The organism is Leptolyngbya sp. PL-A3 (assembly GCF_039962325.1).
Lineage (GTDB): Bacteria > Cyanobacteriota > Cyanobacteriia > Elainellales > Elainellaceae > Vacuolonema.
In genome coordinates, this window is record NZ_JAMPLB010000015.1 from 46,947 (window position 1) to 67,949 (window position 21,003).

At 50.6% G+C, this 21,003-nt stretch carries 23 protein-coding genes; 14 read left to right on the plus strand and 9 right to left on the minus strand.

Going from position 1 to position 21,003, the window contains the following annotated elements; genetic code table 11:
- Window positions 1-55 precede the first annotated feature (55 nt).
- Window positions 56-2,677 (minus strand): ATP-dependent chaperone ClpB, encoded by a 2,622-nt coding sequence (clpB, locus tag NDI52_RS13380; RefSeq protein ID WP_190774417.1) that lies wholly within the window; start codon window positions 2,675-2,677, stop codon window positions 56-58.
- Window positions 2,678-3,068: 391 nt separating this feature from the next.
- Here clpB and NDI52_RS13385 point away from each other — a divergent pair, with 391 nt between their 5' ends.
- The gene (locus NDI52_RS13385) at window positions 3,069-3,671 is read left to right on the plus strand and encodes a hypothetical protein (RefSeq protein WP_190774418.1); all 603 of its coding nucleotides are present in this window, start codon (window positions 3,069-3,071) and stop codon (window positions 3,669-3,671) included.
- A gap of 5 nt (window positions 3,672-3,676) precedes the next feature.
- Window positions 3,677-3,850, plus strand: coding sequence for a hypothetical protein (locus NDI52_RS13390; RefSeq protein ID WP_190774419.1), 174 nt, complete (start codon window positions 3,677-3,679; stop codon window positions 3,848-3,850).
- 30 nt (window positions 3,851-3,880) lie between these two features.
- Here NDI52_RS13390 and NDI52_RS13395 read toward each other — a convergent pair whose 3' ends face one another.
- Window positions 3,881-4,213: a DUF5615 family PIN-like protein gene (locus tag NDI52_RS13395; RefSeq protein WP_190774420.1), complete on the minus strand. Its 333-nt coding sequence runs from the start codon at window positions 4,211-4,213 to the stop codon at window positions 3,881-3,883.
- On the minus strand, window positions 4,210-4,440 hold the full coding sequence (locus NDI52_RS13400) for a DUF433 domain-containing protein (protein WP_190774421.1): 231 nt from the start codon (window positions 4,438-4,440) through the stop codon (window positions 4,210-4,212). Before NDI52_RS13400 ends, NDI52_RS13395 begins: the two co-directional genes overlap by 4 nt.
- A gap of 18 nt (window positions 4,441-4,458) precedes the next feature.
- Between NDI52_RS13400 and NDI52_RS13405 the strand changes: the two genes are divergently transcribed.
- From NDI52_RS13405 to NDI52_RS13415, 3 genes are read left to right on the plus strand one after another with little or no spacing between them, the layout of a single operon-like run.
- Window positions 4,459-4,620, plus strand: a complete 162-nt coding sequence (locus NDI52_RS13405) for a hypothetical protein (RefSeq protein ID WP_190774422.1) — start codon at window positions 4,459-4,461, stop codon at window positions 4,618-4,620.
- 30 nt (window positions 4,621-4,650) lie between these two features.
- A complete protein-coding gene (locus NDI52_RS13410; RefSeq protein ID WP_190774423.1) occupies window positions 4,651-4,887 on the plus strand; it encodes a DUF4160 domain-containing protein in 237 nt (78 codons plus the stop codon).
- On the plus strand, window positions 4,868-5,176 hold the full coding sequence (locus NDI52_RS13415; RefSeq protein ID WP_190774424.1) for a DUF2442 domain-containing protein: 309 nt from the start codon (window positions 4,868-4,870) through the stop codon (window positions 5,174-5,176). Before NDI52_RS13410 ends, NDI52_RS13415 begins: the two co-directional genes overlap by 20 nt.
- 286 nt (window positions 5,177-5,462) lie before the next feature.
- On the opposite strand, the gene NDI52_RS13420 is transcribed toward NDI52_RS13415, so the two are convergent.
- On the minus strand, window positions 5,463-6,806 hold the full coding sequence (locus NDI52_RS13420) for an ATP-binding protein (protein WP_190774425.1): 1,344 nt from the start codon (window positions 6,804-6,806) through the stop codon (window positions 5,463-5,465).
- A 766-nt stretch (window positions 6,807-7,572) separates the two neighbouring features.
- On the opposite strand from NDI52_RS13420, the gene NDI52_RS13425 reads away from it, so the two are divergent.
- A complete protein-coding gene (locus tag NDI52_RS13425; protein ID WP_190774426.1) occupies window positions 7,573-8,301 on the plus strand; it encodes a hypothetical protein in 729 nt (242 codons plus the stop codon).
- A gap of 73 nt (window positions 8,302-8,374) precedes the next feature.
- On the opposite strand, the gene NDI52_RS13430 is transcribed toward NDI52_RS13425, so the two are convergent.
- Entirely contained in the window at window positions 8,375-9,622 is a 1,248-nt protein-coding gene (locus NDI52_RS13430) for a URC4/urg3 family protein (protein ID WP_190774427.1), read from the minus strand.
- 458 nt (window positions 9,623-10,080) lie between these two features.
- Window positions 10,081-10,674, minus strand: coding sequence for a 2OG-Fe(II) oxygenase (locus NDI52_RS13435; RefSeq protein WP_190774428.1), 594 nt, complete (start codon window positions 10,672-10,674; stop codon window positions 10,081-10,083).
- 133 nt (window positions 10,675-10,807) lie between these two features.
- Between NDI52_RS13435 and NDI52_RS13440 the strand changes: the two genes are divergently transcribed.
- The 5 genes from NDI52_RS13440 to NDI52_RS13460 all read left to right on the plus strand — a co-directional run bounded on the left by NDI52_RS13440 (window position 10,808) and on the right by NDI52_RS13460 (window position 15,320).
- Complete coding sequence (locus NDI52_RS13440; protein ID WP_190774429.1) at window positions 10,808-11,029, plus strand: hypothetical protein; 222 nt, start codon at window positions 10,808-10,810, stop codon at window positions 11,027-11,029.
- Window positions 11,001-12,530, plus strand: a complete 1,530-nt coding sequence (locus NDI52_RS13445; protein WP_190774430.1) for a hypothetical protein — start codon at window positions 11,001-11,003, stop codon at window positions 12,528-12,530. Before NDI52_RS13440 ends, NDI52_RS13445 begins: the two co-directional genes overlap by 29 nt.
- A gap of 157 nt (window positions 12,531-12,687) precedes the next feature.
- The gene (locus NDI52_RS13450; protein ID WP_190774431.1) at window positions 12,688-13,611 is read left to right on the plus strand and encodes a glycine betaine ABC transporter substrate-binding protein; all 924 of its coding nucleotides are present in this window, start codon (window positions 12,688-12,690) and stop codon (window positions 13,609-13,611) included.
- 66 nt (window positions 13,612-13,677) lie between these two features.
- A complete protein-coding gene (locus NDI52_RS13455) occupies window positions 13,678-14,646 on the plus strand; it encodes an ATP-binding cassette domain-containing protein (protein WP_190774432.1) in 969 nt (322 codons plus the stop codon).
- The gene (locus tag NDI52_RS13460; protein WP_190774433.1) at window positions 14,646-15,320 is read left to right on the plus strand and encodes an ABC transporter permease; all 675 of its coding nucleotides are present in this window, start codon (window positions 14,646-14,648) and stop codon (window positions 15,318-15,320) included. Before NDI52_RS13455 ends, NDI52_RS13460 begins: the two co-directional genes overlap by 1 nt.
- Window positions 15,321-15,589: 269 nt before the next feature.
- Here NDI52_RS13460 and NDI52_RS13465 read toward each other — a convergent pair whose 3' ends face one another.
- From NDI52_RS13465 to cbiB, 3 genes are all read right to left on the minus strand, one after another.
- Window positions 15,590-15,769, minus strand: coding sequence for a DUF4278 domain-containing protein (locus tag NDI52_RS13465; protein WP_190774434.1), 180 nt, complete (start codon window positions 15,767-15,769; stop codon window positions 15,590-15,592).
- Between the two features lie 59 nt (window positions 15,770-15,828).
- Window positions 15,829-16,005 (minus strand): DUF4278 domain-containing protein, encoded by a 177-nt coding sequence (locus NDI52_RS13470; RefSeq protein ID WP_190774435.1) that lies wholly within the window; start codon window positions 16,003-16,005, stop codon window positions 15,829-15,831.
- Between the two features lie 257 nt (window positions 16,006-16,262).
- Window positions 16,263-17,249 carry an adenosylcobinamide-phosphate synthase CbiB gene (gene cbiB, locus NDI52_RS13475; RefSeq protein WP_190774445.1) on the minus strand — a complete coding sequence of 329 codons (987 nt, stop codon included), beginning with the start codon at window positions 17,247-17,249 and terminating at the stop codon, window positions 16,263-16,265.
- Between the two features lie 718 nt (window positions 17,250-17,967).
- Between cbiB and bchL the strand changes: the two genes are divergently transcribed.
- The 3 genes from bchL (at window position 17,968) to NDI52_RS13490 (ending at window position 20,953) form a co-directional block, all read left to right on the plus strand.
- Window positions 17,968-18,834 carry a ferredoxin:protochlorophyllide reductase (ATP-dependent) iron-sulfur ATP-binding protein gene (bchL, locus tag NDI52_RS13480; RefSeq protein WP_190774436.1) on the plus strand — a complete coding sequence of 289 codons (867 nt, stop codon included), beginning with the start codon at window positions 17,968-17,970 and terminating at the stop codon, window positions 18,832-18,834.
- A gap of 172 nt (window positions 18,835-19,006) precedes the next feature.
- Entirely contained in the window at window positions 19,007-19,450 is a 444-nt protein-coding gene (locus tag NDI52_RS13485) for a DUF5331 domain-containing protein (RefSeq protein ID WP_190774437.1), read from the plus strand.
- A 96-nt stretch (window positions 19,451-19,546) separates the two neighbouring features.
- Complete coding sequence (locus NDI52_RS13490) at window positions 19,547-20,953, plus strand: ferredoxin:protochlorophyllide reductase (ATP-dependent) subunit N (RefSeq protein ID WP_190774438.1); 1,407 nt, start codon at window positions 19,547-19,549, stop codon at window positions 20,951-20,953.
- The last annotated feature ends 50 nt before the right edge of the window (window positions 20,954-21,003 follow it).

Sequence of the window (21,003 nt, forward strand, 5' to 3'; positions counted from 1 at the left end):
CTATCTCAATTACCCAATAAAAAAGGTGGGCCGTAGCCCACCTTTTAAAGGAATGTTATTGAGTGGTCAACACCTCAGAAGGAAGGCGTTTGAACGCTAACCGCTCGTTCTCCACATCGACATAGATGGTGTCGCCATCGGTGAACTCGCCCCGCAGGATAGCCTTGGCGATCGCCGTTTCCAACTCCCGCTGAATCGCCCGCTTTAGTGGACGTGCCCCATATACGGGGTCGTAACCCACATCGGCAAGGAAGTCGAGAGCGCTATCGGAGATGCGGAGGGCCATCTTGCGATCGGTCAGCCGCTCCTCTAGCCGCTTCACTTGCAGCTTAACGATGTTGCGTAGCTCGGACTTCTTCAGGCTATGGAAGATGATGAATTCGTCCACCCGGTTGAGGAATTCTGGTCGGAAGTTGGCCCGCATCGCGTCAATCACACGGCTGCGCATTTCGTCGTAGCGATCGTCATCGCCAGCCAGGTCGAGGATGAACTGCGACCCGATGTTGCTGGTCATGATGATGATGGTGTTCTTAAAGTCCACCGTGCGCCCCTGAGAGTCGGTGATACGTCCGTCATCCAAAATTTGCAAGAAGACGTTAAACACGTCGGGGTGAGCTTTCTCGATTTCATCGAACAGCACCACGGCATAGGGCCGGCGACGAATCGCCTCCGTCAGTTGGCCCCCTTCCTCGTAACCCACATATCCCGGAGGTGCACCAATCAAGCGGGATACGGCGTGTTTCTCCATGTATTCCGACATATCGATCCGTACCATCGCATCCTCTGTGTCGAACAGGTAGGAGGCCAGAGCTTTCGCAAGCTCGGTCTTACCAACCCCCGTGGGGCCAAGGAAGATGAAGCTGGCGATCGGACGGTTGGGGTCAGAGAGACCTGCACGGGAACGCTGGATTGCATCCGAAACTGCCGTCACCGCTTCGTCCTGACCAATCACTCGATGGTGCAGCTCGTCCTCCAGGTGCAGGAGTTTTTGCATTTCCGATTCCACCAGCTTGCTGATGGGGATGCCCGTCCACTTGGAGATGATTTCCGCGATGTCGGACTCGGTGACTTCTTCCCGCAGCAGGGATTTACCGCTGGTCTGGGTCTGGTTCAGACGGGTTTCGGCTTCATCCAGTTGTTTCTGGAGCTGGGCCAGTTTGCCGTACTTTAACTCGGCGGCACGGTTCAGGTCATAGTCACGTTCGGCCTGCTCGATCTCGATGTTGACGTGGTCGATTTCTTCCTTCAGGTTTTTACGGACATCCAGGACATCCTTTTCTGCCTGCCACTGGGCGTTAAAGGCGGATTGAGTTTCCTTCAGGTCGGCCAGTTCTCGGTCGAGTTTTTCGAGGCGATCGCGCGACGCAGCATCCGTTTCTTTCTGAAGCGACAACCGCTCCATTTCCAGTTGCAGAATCTTACGATCCACTTCGTCCAGTTCCTCTGGCTTGGAAGTGACTTCCATCTTCAGCTTGGCGGCGGCTTCGTCCACCAGGTCAATGGCCTTGTCGGGGAGGAAGCGATCGCTAATGTAACGATTCGAAAGCACCGCCGCTGCCACCAGGGAGTTGTCAGCGATTTTGACGTTGTGGTGCGTCTCGTAGCGATCTTTCAGACCGCGCAGAATGGAGATGGTATCAGACACGGAGGGCTGATCCACATACACCTGCTGGAATCGCCGCTCCAGGGCTGCATCCTTTTCCAGATACTTGCGGTACTCATCCAGGGTGGTAGCACCAATACAGCGCAGCTCGCCTCGGGCCAGCATGGGCTTCAGCAGGTTCCCGGCATCCATCGCGCCCTGGGTCGCACCCGCGCCCACAACAGTATGGATCTCATCGATGAACAGAATGATCGTGCCGCTGGAGTCCATAACTTCCTTCAGCACCGCTTTCAAGCGCTCTTCGAATTCGCCACGATACTTAGCCCCGGCAATCAACGCACCCATATCGAGGGCAATCAGCTTGCGGTCCTTAAGGGATTCGGGTACGTCACCTTTGACGATACGTTGGGCTAAGCCTTCGGCGATCGCCGTTTTACCTACCCCAGGTTCCCCAATCAGCACCGGGTTGTTCTTCGTCCGGCGGGAGAGGATCTGGATGGTGCGCCGAATTTCATCGTCTCGACCAATCACCGGGTCGAGTTTACCCTGACGCGCCATTTCGGTGAGGTCGCGGCCAAATTTCTCCAGGGCTTCGTATTTGTTTTCAGGATTTTGATCGGTCACTTTTTGGCTGCCTCGTACTTGTTCGATAAACCGTCTGAGAGAGGCTTCGTCCAGCCGCAGCTCGCGGAATAAGGGTTTCCCAAAGCGATCGTCCTGGGCGTATCCCAACAAGATGTGCTCGACGGAAATGAAGTCGTCGCCGAAGGATTTGCGGTGGTTCTCGGCGCGATCGAGCAACGCATCGGCAGAACGGCCCCAGTATAAAGAGGAACCACTGCCGCTGACTTTGGGTTGCTTGGCAATAAAGCTATCGGTGTAGTCGCGCACGCGCTGCACGTTGGTACCTGCTTTGTTGAACACGCTAACGGCCAGCCCCTCTTGCTCTAACAGGGCTTTCATCAGGTGCTCAGTCTCAATCTGTTGCTGCTGGGCCTGCCGCGCCAGGTCTTGACTGGACACAAAGGCTTCCCAGACTTTCTCGGTGAATTTTTCCTGGCTCGTAGGTTGCATAGGACTCGGGATCCGTTTCAATAGGGACTTTCTCGGGGGCGATGCCGGATGGTGTCATTATCCACCTCACTACGCTCCGGCAAGGACTTTTCCGCCCTCTTTAACGATGTCTTTATTGTAAGGATCTCAACCCTACCCACAGGATCGGCTCTCCCTCCCCCCTCAGTAGCAGTTGCCGCCCAAACAGACCCTCTCATTTTGCTGAGCTAATATGTTTTTAATCATAATAATTCTTAGACCAGCCCTAAACTTGGCATCCCTTCAATGATTGAGCAAATTTTAAAGTTTATATCTTCTCTTAACTCCAAGAAGATTGCTGCTCAAGTGACTGTCGGATGTCTTATTGCACTTCTCATGATTTTCTTCCTATATCCAGAGCTAAAGCCAGTAATTGATACGAAAAAGTTATCCGAAGAAGCAGTTTTATCTTTTTTTAGTTCTTTTAGCTTTTAGTTCAGGCCTTCTGCTTACTGAATTATTGCTTTGGTTTTTGATAAATGTTTCAAGGCTTACAAAAATATTGACAGCACAATACAGACAAAATAAGGATCTTGAAAAGAAGAAAGAATATATACGCAATCTTCTTCCAGACCTGCCAGATGACCACATTGAGATTTTACAAATGGTGGGGAATCAGACACTAGAAATTAATAGACATCAACGACCTGTTAATTCCCTAGTTAAAATCGGTTTATTGAAGGAGATTCATAGAATTGATCAAATCCATAGCCTGTATCAAATTCCTGATTCAATGAAGTCTGTGTTTGACGACTACAAGAAATCTGTGGACCACCATTATTTCGAGGCGTTAAGCAAGGAATTGCAAGACAGTGAAGTAGAAATTTTGAAGCTATTTCTTGATCAACAGCTAGCCAATCCTTCTGATCCTCAACACCCTTGGCTTGAATGGAAGGTGTACTTGGCTGTTGATTCTCTAGTGCAGAAAGGGTTTCTGCTAGAGATGGAGAAAACAAAGCCAGATACTCAATTTTAGGGCGAATGCAAGAAGCCGATACACGGCATATTGAACTGGCTCCTAATACTATTCCTGTCCTAGAAGAGTTTTTCAAAGAAAAAATGAAACGCAATGCTGTGAAATTCAATCCTCATAATATTAGCGGCAATTCAATAGGAGGAGTTGGCCTATTTTATGGTGCTGAGAAAGAGGAATGAAACGCATTTAACTCGATATTTCTATTATTATTAATGCAACTCAAGACAGTGCAAATTAGAGTCATTTAATAGGGCTTGGATTGCCACAAAGCCAGAACGAATCAAGGCTTCAACCTGGCTTGTAGGTGTATTGCCACATCTGAGCCATACAACTTTTGGAGGCGAACCATATAAACGGCTTCGTTCAGGAAAGTCTGCATCTTGCGTCACAATACAAAAGTCGTTAACCTTGGCAAATTCCCATATTTCTGTATCCGTTTTCTGGTCTAGCCCCTGAAATTGAACATGACTAGATTCAGGAAAAACATCCGCCAATCGAGCTACTAATTTCCGGCTTAAATTCTGGTCAAATAGAAGCCTCAACTTGCACCTACCGAAGCGACTAACCGATGGTCACGATCTGCTGCGAATTCTAAACACGCGCGAATATCTTGCTCAGTTAATTCAGGAAAGTCATCCAGAATCTCAGCGTGAGACATTCCTGCTGCCAGCCAGCCTAGAACATCGTAAACCGTGATTCGCATCCGTCGAATACAAGGTTTTCCTCCCCGTTTGTCGGGTTCAATCGTGATGATTTCGCGGTAGCTCATGGGATTGTGGGCTGTTGGATGGGTTCTTTAAGTGTAGATGAGTGGATGAGTGGATGGGTAGATGAGTGGAGTGGAGGGGCGATCGCAACTGCAAACGGGAGGGGCGATCGCACTCCTTCTAATGGGGTGAGTGGGGGGCGATCGCCTCTATTCCTTAGCTGTCAAGTATTGGCAGGTTAAACTAAGGTCAGATCAGCGAACATCTAGCTCATGCCCACAGTTCTTCAGGTTGGCCCCTACAGCTTTATCTTCTTTAGTTCTGATAGGGCTGAACCTGCTCATATTCATGTAAAGCGTGACCGTCAACTTGCAAAATTTTGGCTCATCCCGATCGCCCTTGAAAAGAATCGAGGCTTCAAAGAGCATGAGTTAAACGATATTAAGAAAGTTGTGGAGGAGTACCATCAAACCTTACTGGAGGCATGGCATGACTACTTTGACGCTTGAAACAGAACCCCTTGCTGCTCAAGTCACCATAACGGATGAAAAACTCATCATTGATCTGGTTGATGGGCGGAGCCTAATTGTTCCTCTTTCCTGGTACCCCCGTTTATTGCATGGTTCTCTGGCAGAACGGCAGAACTGGCAATTGCTCGCTGATGGTTACGCTATTGAATGGGTTGATCTAGATGAACACATTGGTATTGAAGGCTTACTAGCAGGTCGTCAAAGCAGTGAAAGCCAGAAATCCTTAGAACGGTGGTTAGCAAGCCGCAATCCTATTACCAATTTTTAATTGGCTCAAACGTAAACGTTGATCTATTCGGGCTAAGGCGTGTTTTAAAACTCGCTGCAAAGTTGTTTTCCGTACCCTTCGTGTACGGAAAACAACCTTTAAAACAGCCCCTAAGACAGCTTGGAGAGATGGGGTAGCTGTATGGCGAATGTGATAGTTGATGAGCTTCAGCGTGCTCCTCTAAAGTACCTGCGATAGGTTGAGGCAGAGTAGCCTTTGCGATTATTGACACTGAGTTGAAAAGCCAGATTAGGCATGTGACGACTGCCCAAGTAGACTACTCAGATTATTTATAGGCTGGGGAACTATGGTGAATTGGAAGAAAGATTTCAAATTCTGTTCCTACACCTAATTCAGATTTCAGATTGAGTTGCCCCAGATGACGTTCTGTCACAATTTGATAGCTGATCGCTAAGCCTAAACCTGTCCCCTGACCTTCGGGTTTTGTTGTGAAAAACTCTTCGAAGATGTGTTGTTGAATTTTTTTGGGGATGCCTGTGCCATTGTCGGAAATGGCGATCGCCACTTCTTCATCGCCCTTCATCCAGGTTCGAATGGTAATAACAGGACGCCAAGGTTTAGATGACAGCTCAGAACCTTCACCATTCTGGTAAGAAGCAACTGAGGCACTCACCATTTTTTGATTGGCTCGTTCCAGTAGAGCATCAATACCATTACTGAGAATGTTCATAAAGACTTGAGACAGTTGATTGGGATAACAATCAATGGCTACCAAATCCCCGTAGTCTTTCTCAATTTCTACTGTATTTTTAGTACGGCTATTGAGGATGAGAAGTGCATGATCAATACACTGATGAACATCCGTTTTTTGAAGCTGACCATCATCCATCCGCGAAAATTTTCTGAGGCTTTCGGCAATACCCTTTAAGCGAACAGCACCAACCTTCAGGCTTTCGAGAATTTTACCAACATCTGATCGCACAAAATCAATTCCAATTTCATCCCGAGCTTTTAGCACTGGTGAGGGAGGATTTGGAAGGCTGACTTCATACAACTCCAATAGTTTTAATAAGTTCTCAACATAGCTTTTGAGATAGCCCAAGTTCCCTGAAATAAAGTTCACCGGGTTTAGAATTTCGTGGGCTACATTGGCAACTACACGCCCAAGGCTCACCATCTTTTCGGCCTGGATCATCTGGTTCCGGGATTGCTCTCGAATCACCTGCTGCGCCAATTCATGAATGGTTGATTGGGCTACGAGCAGTTGATGCACGTCCAGTAGCCGATGCTCTTTTTCGCTGAGCTGAACTACTACAGGATCGTAGAGGTAATCGAGCGATCGCTTTACTGACTGCTGAGCGGCATCGACAATGCGATCGCCCCCCGAAAATAAGAGAAATCGAGTATCCGTTGAGCTGCAAAATGATTGGAGCGATCGCTTCAAATAAAGTTCTAATGCATAGGGACGGCTCATCTTTGTAAGAAATCGCCGTCGGGATAGTAAGCCTACAGTTTTGCCTCGCTCCGTAACAAGAATACCGGGTAATTCAGGCCGTTGATCTAGCAACTGCACAACTTCAGATACCCTTTCAAAGGACTCAACCTGACACTCATAGAGTGTTAACTCTTGCAGGGTTGATTCCAGGGTCAAATTAGAGAAAGAAAACACAGTAGTTAAGGGAAAATCGGAGGCAGGGAGAATTGACACAACTTCAATCTACACACACAACATTAACAACTCCTTATGTGTAGATGCCACCGTAATAGCGAAAATAGATTGAAAGACTTCAGCCTAAGTATTCCTTAAACCATTCTTAACAAGAAGGTCTTTCACATGATTATGGTACCCCACCCTAGTACTAAACGGTTCACGTTTGCCTGTATTTGGAAATGAGAGGTGTGAAGCACCCCCATATCCAAATATGGGCTAATACTGACTAGTTAGTATTAGGGCGTTCTCTAAAGCTGACTAAAAGGCTCGCCTTTTATGCGATTTGCACACGAAAAATAACTTTCAAAATAGATTCTCGCTATTTTTATAAAAACTAATTCCACAAGAAGAATGACAGATTAGTAAATACAAGATCCTTAAAATTCGATCGCAACCATCGAATAGAAATAAGTTTAGAAACTGACATTAAAGGAACATTAAGCCTCGTCAAAACTATAAGCCCATTGCATCAGGCAAATTCATACCTCATATCTCTAAATCCAAGAACGTTATAAAACTCGATAAGTTACAATGATGCGCTGAAATCCCTGGCCCACAAGAGTTGCCTCGTATAGCCTGCAAATTCAATAAAAATGTTAGCAATAGCAGGATAGGGGAGGTTAGGGTATCCTGGAAACGTTTGTTTCGTTGAGTACCCCTAACTCAACGTTCACGTTTCGAAGCCTCGTCAGACAAATCGCCGTTTATTAAAGGAGACTTTCTGATGGCTACATTTAGCATCTCTGACTCAATCAATCTGGTTGCCCCCGATGGCTTTCAAGAAGATATCCAAGCGCTCATTGATGCCATTGAGAGCAGTATCGATATACCTCTATCGGATGTTGACTTATCCCCGTTAATTGATAGCGCTTTAACAGCTTTAGGAGATGGTGAGCTGAGTCAAGAAGAACTGACATCGCTCTCCACAACCGCAAGTGAGTTAGGTGAATCGCTTGGCATTACCGACGCTGAAGGGCTCACGATTCTTTCAGCGTTTGAGGATGTAATCGCTACCAACAACACCCTTATCACCGACGACAATCTCACGGGCACTGCCGCTAATGACATTGTTTATGGCGGCCAGGGCAACGATACCTTAACGGGAACTGCGGCTACAACGACTGGCGTGGGCGAGGTTGATGTGTTGATTGGCGGAAGTGGCAGCGACACGTTTGGGCTGGGAAATACAGCTTCGGCCTTCTACAACGATGGGGATGCCAGCACCGATGGAGCATTAGATTTTGCGGCGATCGCCGACTTCACCACCGGTAACGACGTTATCCAACTTCAGGGCCAGGCCAGTGATTATGTTCTGGCAGAACTTCCCGCATCCCTGGGTGTCACAGGAACCAGCATTTCCTACAGCCCAGAAGGGGCTACAACCCCAGAGTTGATTGGGGTCGTTTATGGCGTCAGTCTAACCAGTTTTGACACGAGTTTCGTGTTTGTTTAATGGATGTGCGCAGGTAGAACCTGCGCACATTTTTCCAATAAAACTCAGAGCCCTAATTTTGTCATAGCGATCGTTAAAACACGGTGCCATCACTCTCGATTTGAATGGGGGGACCACCGCCCATCCGCTTTTCAGCGGCAATTTGACGACCTGCGGCCCATGTTCCCCCCTCCAAGACCTTCACCAGGGGCAGGTCTATTTCGCTAAGGTTTAGCGATTGGCGAATCGCATCTGCAATTTTGTCGAGCAGAATCACGGTTACGGCACGCCATTCCACAATGATTTCCGAAGAAGGCAGGTGAGCCTCTTTCGTGACCGCTTCGTGCTTCGGTTCTAGCAGTCCTGTATCAATACATAGGCCACCATTACGGTACTCGGCCAGGCCGGTGAGCTGATCCAGCTGAGTAATCGTTATCCCTAGAGTTTGCAGGGGTTCAAGCAAAGAATAGGTGAGCCATTGGGAAAGCTTGTGAAAGGGAACCAGTCCTCCATCAGCCAGTTGATCACCCGTTAGCGCAGAATGTGACCAGACATCCCCCAGGTTAATTCCAGACAGTTGAATGCGACCCGGCCAGATATTACCCAGGCTTTGCAAGACAGCACTTAACACTTTAGGAGCCGGAAGTTGCTGATCGACAGACTGCTTTAAGAGGTAGTCAACCAGGTAACCTGGACGGGGATTTTCAGCACCAAAGTATTGGGGATGATCGCGCAAGACTTGCCCCAAACGACACATCAACTGGAGTCGTCCTTCCAGGCCCACCAGGGGGTTTGCGTCCGTTACTTGAAACCCGTCTCGTAAGGCAGAAGCATCCAGATTCAGCAGCGCCTCAGAATCTGTTTGCAGGGGAGCCGCTGGCACGCTGGAGAAAGCACCCGCGCAGAACATACGAAAGCTCGCGATCGCCAACCCCTCAGAGCGTTGAGACACCTGCCCCGTCTCAGCTTCCTGATAACGCCAGTTCGCGCCTGCGCCTGCATCCAGCAACACACTCGGAATGACGAGATCGAAACGGGCACGGGCCTGCTCCAGGGGATTGAGAGACGCTAGCCGTTGATCCAGCTCGGCGAGGCGATCGCTCCCTCCTGCATTAAAGTGTCGCCATCGGCTATGGAATGGCACTTGTAGGTCGGGATAATTTTGTCGCATAACCGCCAGCACATAATCAGCCGCAAAGGGCAGTTGGGACAGATTTAACCGAAAATGTGCCAGCTTATCCTTTCGTGCCAGTTCAAATAATTGGCCGCAGCGGTCGCGAACCGACTGAGGGGAGAGGAGATAGGCGATCGCCTGCCGTTCCGCTTCCGAAATAGTAGACATTACAAAGATCCCTCCCTGACGGCTTAATGTTCAGGAGCATACTCTCTCAAGGCTAATCCTGTAACCCTGATTATGCTCATCATTGAAAGATTTATAGGATTTTTCCGGGTGAGTCGTCGCTTAAAGGCAATGTTTTGTGCGTTGCCCGCCAAGACATTGCCTTCGGGTGTTCTAACCCCACATAGCCTTACGCGATCGGGTTTAGACAGTTTGTTTTTGACAAGCGTTACTGAGTGCAGCTTGTCAAAAAACTGCGTATTGAATTGGTATTAGAATCCATCCAAAAACCTAATTTGGGAAGGGTGGTATGCATACACACCCCCAACATTAGTTTTTTGGATAAACTCTTAATTCGGTCTCCAACAAAACCCATTCGTCAATAGACCTCCTGCATGAATCGGGTTTTGAGGGCGTGAGTCGTTGCGTAGCGAAGCCACGCAACGACTCACGCAGGAGGTCTAATGAAATAACCAGGTCGTGAACACGTACTGGGTACCTGTAGTCACAGGAAGGGATTGGTGGGGATGGGTGAAATAAGCCGGAAAAATTAGCACACTGCCAGCCTCCGGCCTAACTTTAATATCCTGGCGATCAAAATAGGTCTCTCCTCCCTGGAAGCCGTCATTCAGGTAACCCACCACACTGATGTCGCGGGTTGGGATGCCCCGTCGCACCTCCTGGAAGCGGTTTGCTAAAAGGATGTTGTCTACATGGCGTTGGTAAAACTGCCCTGTCTGGTACCGCAAAATTGAGAAGTTTTCCGCAACAGGAAATTTCATCCCGTAGTGTTCGTACAGCAAACGCTGCACCACAACCACCTGACTCATCAACAGCTTGTTCGTTGATTGCGCGAGTGGTGCCGGGTCTCCCAAACGCCATATATCACCGCCGCGCACTGTTAGATCGATGTCATCGCCTAACGTTCGAGACGCCTCAAATTGTTGAGAATCCGCGACCTGAATGACATGCTCGCAAACTGAAGGAGCCAGCAAGTTACGGACAAGATAGATTTCGTGGCCCAAATCCGTCAGCGTGTGAGAGAGGGTCGTCATAGTAATATCCACAACATTGATTCAGTTTTGCTAAGGCCAAAGGAGAGCCAGGGCTTTTCTTAGGCCGCAGCGAAACGGAACACGAGTACAAGCCGTATCAAAAAAATGTGTGGTAAACGCCCCTGCCCCGATTATGCCCACCTTTTTGGGGAAGCTGCTAGTCTTCCATCATCTTCAAAAGGCCGTCATCCGCTCCCTGAGAATTCACTATTTAGAGCATTCCGCCTCTGAAGAAATTAGACACCGCCTCTCTGTTACAGCCAATGGCCTGCTCTGCCCCTTACAATTTAATCTTCCTCACTCTTCCACCCTTGATCCGCTAAAGTATGACGTCTCGGCCCTCAAAACCTTCTAAGCGCTGGCAACCGATTGATCGCATTGCTCTCATACTCATCATGATTTTTAGCCTTTTGATCGGAGGTTTGTCCCTATCAGGGGATCACACCGCGCCACGGGTGCGGGATTTTAGTTGGGGCGATCGCCAAATCGGAGCCGAAGACCGTGCCTTTTTGCTCACCTTTAGCCGTCCTATGGATCATGAAAGCGTGGAGCGAAATCTCAAGATTGATCCTCCCCTGGCGGGCAAGATGAGCTGGGCCGGTCGCCGTATGGCTTACACTCTGGAAAACCCTGCCCCTTATGGCACCCAGTTCAAGCTGCAATTGCAGGGAGCGCGAGATCTCTACAGCAAAAACAGGGATGGCCGGGAAATGTTGCTGTACGAAAGCACGTTTCAGGGCCGCGATCGCGCTCTGGTTTACCTGGGGGTGGAAGGCGATCGCGCTGGACGTCTCATCCTTAATAACTTCACTCGCAAAGAAGAGATAATATTGACCCCGCCGGATCTGGTCGTGATGGACTATGAGCCCTATCCAGCAGGCGATCGCATCCTTTTCTCTGCCACACAACGCAACTCCAACGATCCCTTTGGGTTGGATCAGAAGGTTTACACCGTCACAACAGGCATCCACATCAGCGCGCCAACCATAGGGCCGGGTGTGGAGGGCGATCGCCCCAAACCCAAAAGCAGCCCTCAACCGGCCGGTGTGATTGAACTCGTGCTGGATAACCGCGAGTATCAGAACTTGAAGTTTGACCTGGCCCCCAGTGGAGAATTTGTCGTCGCTCAACGAGCCAACCGCCAGAACCCTTCCGAATTTGGCCTCTGGGTGATCTATCCCGGCAAGGAACCCGAACGGGTTGAAACGGAACCCGGTGGCGATTTCCTGGTTGCTCCTGACAGTACCTCTGTTGCCATGGCCCAGGGGGAAGGGATGGCAATTCTGCCACTCCAGTCTGGAGCAGACCCGCTGGACTTTTTGCCTAAATTTGGCATGGTGCTAAGCTTCTCCTCCGATGGCTCAGCCGCCACCATGGTGAAATTCAACCGTGACCCTGAGAACCCTACCGAGTCGCTATTCCTGGTCACCAGCCAGGGTACCGAGAAGGATTTGCTCACCACCGATGGTTCCATCCTGACGGCTCAGTTTGATCCCAGCAAAACCTGGCTTTACTGCCTGGTTACCAAGTTATTGCCAGGTGATCAGTTTATTGAACAGCCTATTCTGACCACGGTGAATACAAAGAGTGGTGAACGGATCGATCTGCTCAAGCTACCCCTTCAGCGAGATATTCAAATGAGCCTTGCCCCTGACGGCTTGGGCTTACTATTCGACCAGACTGTCACGGCGGATAGCCCCGACAACCAGGAGGCCCTGCGGGGTTCTGATGGCTCGGCGATCGCCACCAGCCGCCTCTGGTTCTTCCCCATCCTCAAAGACAAGGACGGAAAGCCTACCGCTGTTGAACCCCAGCAATTACCCCTGGTTGGATTACGCCCTCAGTGGTTGCCCTGAACCAGGCCTGTCCGTATGATGAATAAGACTTGAGGGTAGGAATACGTCTGTCCCCTGTTTTGCGTTTCCAGCGTAGAGGCGATCGCCCAAACTGTCCGTCGTTCTGATTCCTGACCCCATCTGTAATTCCCCCTTCCCATTGCTCCAGGAGTTCGATATGCGATTTTTTCGGCGCTTTTTGATCCTGCCTCTGCTGGCGCTTATGACCGCTACCTTCATCGTGGCCTGCACCGGAGGTAGTTCTAATACCAGCAATAATGCCGCCTCATCCGGGCCTATCCGCGTAGGGTCTAAAGACTTTACTGAACAGTTCATTATTGGCGAAATGTACGCCCTGGCACTGGAGAAAGCCGGGTTCCAGGTCGAACGTAAGCTAAATCTGGGCGGAACCCCAGTCGCTCAAGCGGGTTTAGTCAACGACGAAATTGATCTGTATCCTGAGTACACCGGAACGGGGTTACTCACCGTTCTAAAACGCCCTGCCAACAGCGATCAACAACAGGTCTTTGATACCGTCTCGAAAGCCTACAAAGAGCAGTTCAATTTGGTGTGGCTAGACCCTGCTCCAATGAACAACACCCAGGCATTGGCCATGACCCGCGAGAAAGCCGATGAGCTGGGCATCAAAACCATTTCCGATATGGCGGCCAAGGCGAGCTCCTTAACCCTTGTCGGCCCACCCGAATTTCAGGCTCGAGAGGATGGTCTTCCCGGCATCCAGAAAGCGTATGGCGATTTTCAACTGAAGGAATACAAGGCCGTTGATCCTGGGCTGCGCTATAAGGCGATCGTTGATGGCGAAGCGGATGTGGCAGTTGCTTTTGCCACCGATGGAGAAATTAGCGCCTTCAATCTGGTTCTCCTGGAAGACGACAAGAAGCTGTTCCCTCCTTACCAGGTTGCTCCCGTTGTTCGGCAGTCTGCCATTGATGCCAACCCTCAGCTGGCCGATACGCTGAACGCTCTCGCTCCTAAGCTCACCGATGAAGTGATGCAACGCCTTAACTACGAAGTAAGCGGCAACCAAAAAGAGCCTGCGGATGTCGCGAAAACGTTTTTAACAGAAGAGGGGTTGCTTTAGCGTTTGATTTTTCGCGCGCCAGTACGAAAAATCAAACTTGAGTACACACGTTGAGGTCAACCTACTGTGAGCGCAATTCAGTTTAATCAAGTCTCACTGCGGTTTCCGGGGGCATCTCGACTGGCCGTCAATGAAGTGACCTGCGAAATTGAAGCCGGCAAACTCGTCGTGTTGCTGGGGCCGAGTGGTTGCGGCAAAACCACTCTGCTCAAGATGGTGAACCGGCTCTATGAGCCCACCTCTGGCACGATTTACCTGGATGGGCAGGATATCCGGCGAATGAAAGCCACAAGCCTGCGGAAACAAATTGGTTACGTCATCCAGCAATCGGGTCTCTTCCCCCACATGACGGTGGCCCAAAATATTGCCGTGGTGCCCAAGTTATTGGGTTGGTCACGTCCCAAAATTCAAGAGCGGGTGGATGAGTTACTCACGCTCGTAGCATTGGATCCAGGGGATTTTCGCGATCGCTATCCCGCTCAACTCTCAGGTGGTCAGCAGCAGCGGGTGGGTGTGGCCCGTGCTCTGGCCGGTGATCCGCAGGTCATTTTGATGGACGAACCGTTTGGGGCGATCGATGCCATTACCCGCACCGCATTGCAGGATGAGATTTTGCGATTGCAACGACAACTCAAGAAGACGATTCTATTTGTCTCTCACGATGTTGAAGAAGCGTTGCGCCTGGCTGACAACATTCTGATTATGCGGACCGGGCAGGTCGTGCAATATGACACCCCGTTCCACATCCTGACGCAACCAGCAGATTACTTTGTCCACGAGCTGATGGGAGCTGATGACATGGTGCGGCAACTCAGCCTGCTGCGTGTGGAGACGGCCATGATGGATATGCCCCCCAACTACGCCCACACCGATGCCGAACCCACCATTACCCGCGACGACAGCCTGCGCCATGCGCTTTCCCTCATCCTCCGGACGGGGGCCCGTCGTTTGACTGTGCTAGAAGACGGCAATGCCGTTGGGTTCCTGACTCTGGAGCACATTCGCGATTCAGCCAGTGTCGGGGCAGGTGCTTGATGGGTTACATTCTCCAAAATCCCGCCGTGGTCTGGAAGTTGGTGCTGGAGCACCTGAGCATGACGCTGTTGACGTTGGCGATCGCCGTCCTCGTCGCCCTCCCCCTGGCCCTGCTCATCTACCGCTACCGCTGGCTCAATGTACCCGTTCTCGGCACCCTGGGCATCCTCTATACGGTTCCCAGCCTGGCCCTGATCATTCTGCTGGTGCCCTTTTTTGGGTTGAATGATCGCTCAGTGATTGCAGCGATGGTGATCTACACCCAGGTCATTCTGGTGCGAAATTTGGTGGTAGGCTTGCAGGCCATTTCCCCATCCGTCATTGAGGCAGCACGGGGGATGGGGATGAGTGTGTGGCAGCGCTGGTGGCAGGTGCAGGTACCGCTAATTCTGCCCATTTTCTTAGCAGGACTGCGGTTGTCGGCAGTGGTGGCGATCGCGATCGCCACCATCGGAGCCAAGTTTGGTGCGGGGGGGCTGGGCACGCTACTCTTCGATGGCATTGCTCAAGCCGGACGCTATGACAAGATCTGGGCAGGGGCGATCGCTGTCTCGGTTCTAGCCTTTGCCCTCAATGGCGCATTGCTCTCACTAGAATGGGCCACTAACCCAACCCGGAAGCTTTACAAAGGCTCCCGTCGCTCCCAACAACACCTCGCCTCCGCAACAGAATAAGAACGGAATTGTCATAGACCCGTGGATGGGATGTGGTGAGAGGAGCGCTTCGTATCCCTCTCACCACATCCCATCCACATAGCCATACACTACGAAGCGATCAAAAAAGAGCGCAGCTTTTCTCCTAATTGACCCAAGAAAAAAGCCTGAGATACCTCTCAGGCTCGTGTGTGTTCAGAGTAGGAGCAGTTGATTGTAGACGCACAGCGCACTTGCCTTAGCGGATGCCGATTGGATGGGGGTTCTTTGCATCAGCATCGCAGGCAATATCAGGTACTCGGTTCAACACCGCGATACTTCAGATTGGATACAACCCCAGTCCGTTGGGCAACCGTTGTTTGCTGGACCTTAAAGCGGTTACTCACGGAGAGAGCAGTCTGATCCGTTTCGGTGAGCTCAATGGCAGGGGTCGTGATTCTGTAGGAAATCGCTCGGTAGGAAAGGTGCATGGTGAGAACTCCGAGATTGAGGGGGGCAAAGCGGAAACTGGAGAACGCGGAGAATGGGGTTAGGCGTTGTAGTCGATACCACGATATTTGAGAGGAGCGGAATTTTGGTGCTGGACGACTCTGGCTTGTAAGACTTTGTAGGGGTTACCCAGGAAGCGGGCCGTTTGAGTCGTCTCACCCGGTTCGACTACAGGAGATTTAGATTGGTATGAAATGCCACGGTAGGAAAGGTTCATGAGGGCTTCTGGTGTTTGATGGGGGGTGTTTTAAGGCGTTGGGTTTAGCTGGCGGGGGTTGCCGTTCTCTGACCATGACGTTAGTTTGCCGCTTAAGCCCGGTTTGAACCACCGGCGTTTAGGAAGTTAAGCCAGAAGTTAAGAGAATTTTGAATACCTCAATTTGGGATAAGACCAAGAGCTCATTTTGTCGTGCGCTATGCGTACGACAAAATGTTTTTTTTGGGGCGCGCCTCGCGCGCCTCCCGAAAAAGCCCTTAACCCAAACTCAGATTGAATAAGGCGTTTCCGGAGATAAGGGCGATCGCCCCACTCAGCCATCCCAGAAATGCCCACCGTGTCAATCTCATTGCCTGATGAATAATCTGCGTTGTAATGGGCTGTGTGCCATCACCTAACAGTGGCTTCTGTTTAACGATCCCTCGATAGACATTCGTGCCACCCACCTGCACTCCCAACGCTGCGGCATAAGCACACTCACTCCAACCTGCATTGGGACTTGGATCTTGAGGTGCATCGCGGCGGCAAATGCGAAGTACATGCCCCGGTCGGCCAGAGAGTAGTGCAATGGTCAGAACCGCGAGACGACAGGGAATCCAGGTCAGTCCATCTTCAAAGCGGGCGCTACTCCACCCCAAATAGGTGTAGGGGGCTTCTCGGTACCCCACCATAGAATCGAGAGTACTGGCGGCTTTATAGGCCAAAGCTAAAGGTGCCGGGCCTGTGGGCAGGAAAAGCCCAGCGATCGCCCAAAATAACGGCCCCATCACTCCATCCGTTGCGTTTTCCGTCACGGTTTCCAGCACCGCCCGCCGCACTTCTGTTTCTGATAGCTGAGCGGTATCTCGGCCCACATAGCGGCTCAACGTCAACCGCGCTGTTTCCAAATCACCTGCATCAAGGGGCCGCAAAACGTCTTCTGCGGCTGCTCTTAAGCTGCGTCCAGCAAAGCAACTGGCGAGTAACACGCTTTGCACAGCCAGGCCAAAGAAGGGATGCAGTTGGTGAGCAGCGATGATGATCAGCCAGGCGATCGCGCCACTCCCCACCACCAGCAACAGGGTTAAACCGACACCAGCTATTCGTTGGGCTGCTGGATTATCGAAGGTTTTCAGCACCCATCGGCTGTATTGGCCAATTACCCAGCCCATCACCTGCACTGGATGCAACCATCCCCATGGGTCGCCAATCAGGTAATCCAACAAAGCGGCAATGCCCAAGGAAAAGACAGCGCCTTGTGCCAAATTACTCTGGGCAGGCTGTAGAAAAGCCTCTATTCCAGCAAAACCAGTCAAAATACTCAACGCGTCTCCTTCTCCAGACCCTGCATCTCAAAAAATTCATCATAATTTACAGGGAATTCTGAAATGCCCATTTTTCGTCGTTTTTAAGGACAGGTTGACCGACGATCCTCAGCAAAGTTAAGGATGATTTTTGCGGTTCATCCCTCTGGTTCGAAGCTATAGGGAAAGGGCTGTCTCCTTGAATAGGAAGGGATCCAGGGCGATCTGAAGTGGGGGGCGATCGCTTCATTCAAAGACTGGCTCAGCCGCTTGAAGCTCTTCGAGAGCATGGCAGCTAGGCTCTAGACGAAAATCAATCGTAATTCTAAAGATTTGAAGCTTTAATCTATTTGTCTATTGTTCCTCTTTCTACAAAAGGAAGACACAAAGAGATTCTGTTTATCGCTTAAGCTCTAATAAACTCTCTTGCACCTTTAATGAGCTTCAATGTACTTGATGCTGCTTTTTGCTTCCATTTGCTCGCATTTCCAAATTTCAGTACCCTTCCCACAGCCCATTCTTCCGTGAATAATGCAAAGTGTGACCGGAAGGTTAAAGGACTAAATGGTTTTTCCATTTACACCCGCAGGCTTTCCCGATTGCTTCCGGGAAAGTCTGCACTCTCTCCTCTCTCTAATCCCCTCAATCGCCCTCTACACGTACTACGGAGAACCCGCTCGTGAAACTAGCCGTCTATGGAAAAGGTGGAATCGGTAAATCCACGACCAGTTGCAATATCTCCGTTGCACTGGCACGGCGAGGCAAGAAGGTTCTACAAATCGGATGCGACCCGAAGCACGATAGCACCTTCACCCTGACAGGCTTTTTGATTCCCACCATCATCGACACCTTGCAGGAAAAGAATTTCCACTACGAAGATATTTGGCCCGAAGATGTGATCTACAAGGGCTATGGCGGTGTGGATTGTGTTGAGGCCGGTGGCCCTCCTGCTGGGGCTGGTTGTGGCGGTTATGTAGTCGGTGAGACAGTGAAGCTCCTGAAAGAGCTCAACGCCTTTGACGAGTACGATGTCATTCTGTTCGATGTGTTGGGTGACGTGGTGTGCGGTGGTTTTGCGGCACCTCTCAACTACGCTGACTACTGCATGATCGTGACTGATAATGGCTTTGATGCGCTATTTGCCGCCAACCGGATTGCAGCCTCTGTCCGAGAAAAAGCCCGCACGCATCCATTGCGTTTGGCCGGGTTGATCGGTAACCGTACTGCCAAGCGCGACCTGATCGACAAATACATCGAAACCGTTCCCATGCCAGTGCTGGAAGTGTTGCCGCTGATTGAAGACATTCGCGTATCGCGGGTCAAAGGCAAAACTTTGTTTGAAATGGCAGAATCTGATCCCTCGCTCAACTATGTCTGTGACTTCTATCTGAACATTGCAGACCAAATTTTGGCTTCCCCAGAAGGAGTTGTTCCTAACGATTCTCCCGATCGCGAGCTGTTCAGTTTGCTATCTGATTTCTATCTCAATCCAGAAAAGCACGCTCCAAAAAGCGAGAGTGAAGACATGGATTTGATGATGGTTTAATCCTTACGATTGGTTGCGGTTATGTTCAAGCCTGAAACCAATTCAATGCAAAATCTTAGAGGTGTTTGAGAAGCGATTTTTTTCGTACTTCCAGTGCATAAAAATCAATTCCTTACGGAACTTCTCAAACATAATCTTAGATAGTTCCTTTGCTTGTTAATGGTTCAGGTGCGTGAATATTCAATACTTGCGTCAATCTCTAAAACGTCGTTGGCTAAGCTACTACCAGGAAAATCGTGAATGGATTGATCAGCTGGGGGTTTGGGTCGATTGCGGAGGCCAACGCCGTCCCTCCTCCAGTTTCATTTTGGGAACTCTGGCATCCCTCGAACCCCAACTCACTCAACTCCTTCCCCTGGTCGTTAGCCTTAGCAATAATCCCGATCGCATCATCCTGGCCCTGGGTCTAAACTTCAACCCTAACGAGGAATTACAAACCCTCCAGGCCGTTGAGGAAGAAAACAAACCCGTTAAGATGCTTCCGTCCCAATCCCCTCCCGCCCTCGAACCTCTCGAATCTGCAAAATCCCAAAAGCTACCCTCTCTGATCGATGAATCTTGCGAAGGTGCCCGGTATAGCGGAGCAGCTCGCGATCGCGAATCCAGCAAAAAGTAGGGGACAGAAGGAGCAGGAGGCAAGGAAGCGAAAGGTAGAAGAAAAAGAATTTACTCATCCACGCATTGACTCATCCACCCCAAGGATTCCAACACTATGACCCTTGCTGACGCTCAACCCCAAGCTCTCAACTTTGACTGTGAAACCGGGAACTATCACACCTTCTGCCCGATTAGCTGTGTAGCGTGGCTTTACCAGAAGATTGAGGATAGCTTCTTCCTGGTAATTGGGACTAAAACCTGCGGCTACTTCCTGCAAAACGCGATGGGGGTGATGATTTTCGCAGAGCCTCGTTATGCAATGGCGGAGCTGGAAGAGGGTGATATTTCCGCACAGTTGAATGATTACGACGAGCTGAAGCGGTTGTGTGACCAGATTAAGCGCGATCGCAACCCCTCCGTTATCGTCTGGATCGGCACCTGCACCACCGAAATTATCAAGATGGATTTAGAAGGGCTGGCTCCCAAGCTGGAGGCAGAAATTGGCATCCCCATCGTGGTTGCCCGTGCCAATGGGTTGGATTACGCCTTCACCCAGGGCGAAGATACGGTGCTGGCTGCGATGGCGGCCCGTTGTCCCAGTCAGGCTCCCGCCTCTGAGGAAGAGAAGGAGGAACGGGGTGGTTTGCAAAAGCTGCTGAACTTTGGCCGCAAGAAAGAAGACGTCGCGGCTGAAGCCTCCGAATATGTGGATCATCCATCTCTGGTCTTGTTTGGCTCTCTGCCCGATCCCGTCGTCACCCAGTTGACGTTGGAATTGAAGCGGCAAGGTATCAAGGTTTCTGGTTGGCTCCCGGCCAAGCGCTACACAGAGCTACCGGTATTGGAAGAAGGCTCCTACGTGTGCGGCGTCAATCCCTTCCTGTCGCGCACAGCAACCACCCTCATGCGTCGCCGTAAGTGTAAGCTCATCGGTGCGCCGTTCCCCATCGGCCCGGATGGTACTCGCGCCTGGGTGGAGAAAATCTGCTCCGTGTTTGGGGTTGAACCGAAGGGCCTGGATGAGCGGGAAGCTCAGATTTGGGACAACCTGGAAGATTACCTGCAACTGATTCGCGGCAAATCCGTGTTCTTCATGGGCGATAATCTGCTAGAAATTTCTCTGGCCCGCTTCCTCATTCGCTGCGGTATGACGGTGCCCGAAATTGGCATTCCCTACATGGATAAGCGCTATCAGGCTGCGGAACTGGCTCTACTCGAGCAAACCTGCCGCGATATGGGCGTGCCCTTCCCCCGGATTGTGGAGAAGCCCGACAACTACAATCAGGTGCAACGCATCCATGACCTGAAGCCGGATCTCGTGATTACGGGCATGGCCCACGCCAACCCCCTGGAAGCCCGTGGTATCAATACCAAGTGGTCGGTAGAATTCACCTTCGCCCAAATTCATGGCTTCGGCAACGCCCGAGACATTCTGGAGTTGGTAACACGTCCCCTACGCCGTAACACCGCTCTCAAAGATTTGGGTTGGGACAAGCTGGTGAAAGAAGACGCAACCGTTTAATCGCATCCAAAATCTGAGAAGCCGTAGTTCTGTGAGAGCTGCGGCTTCTT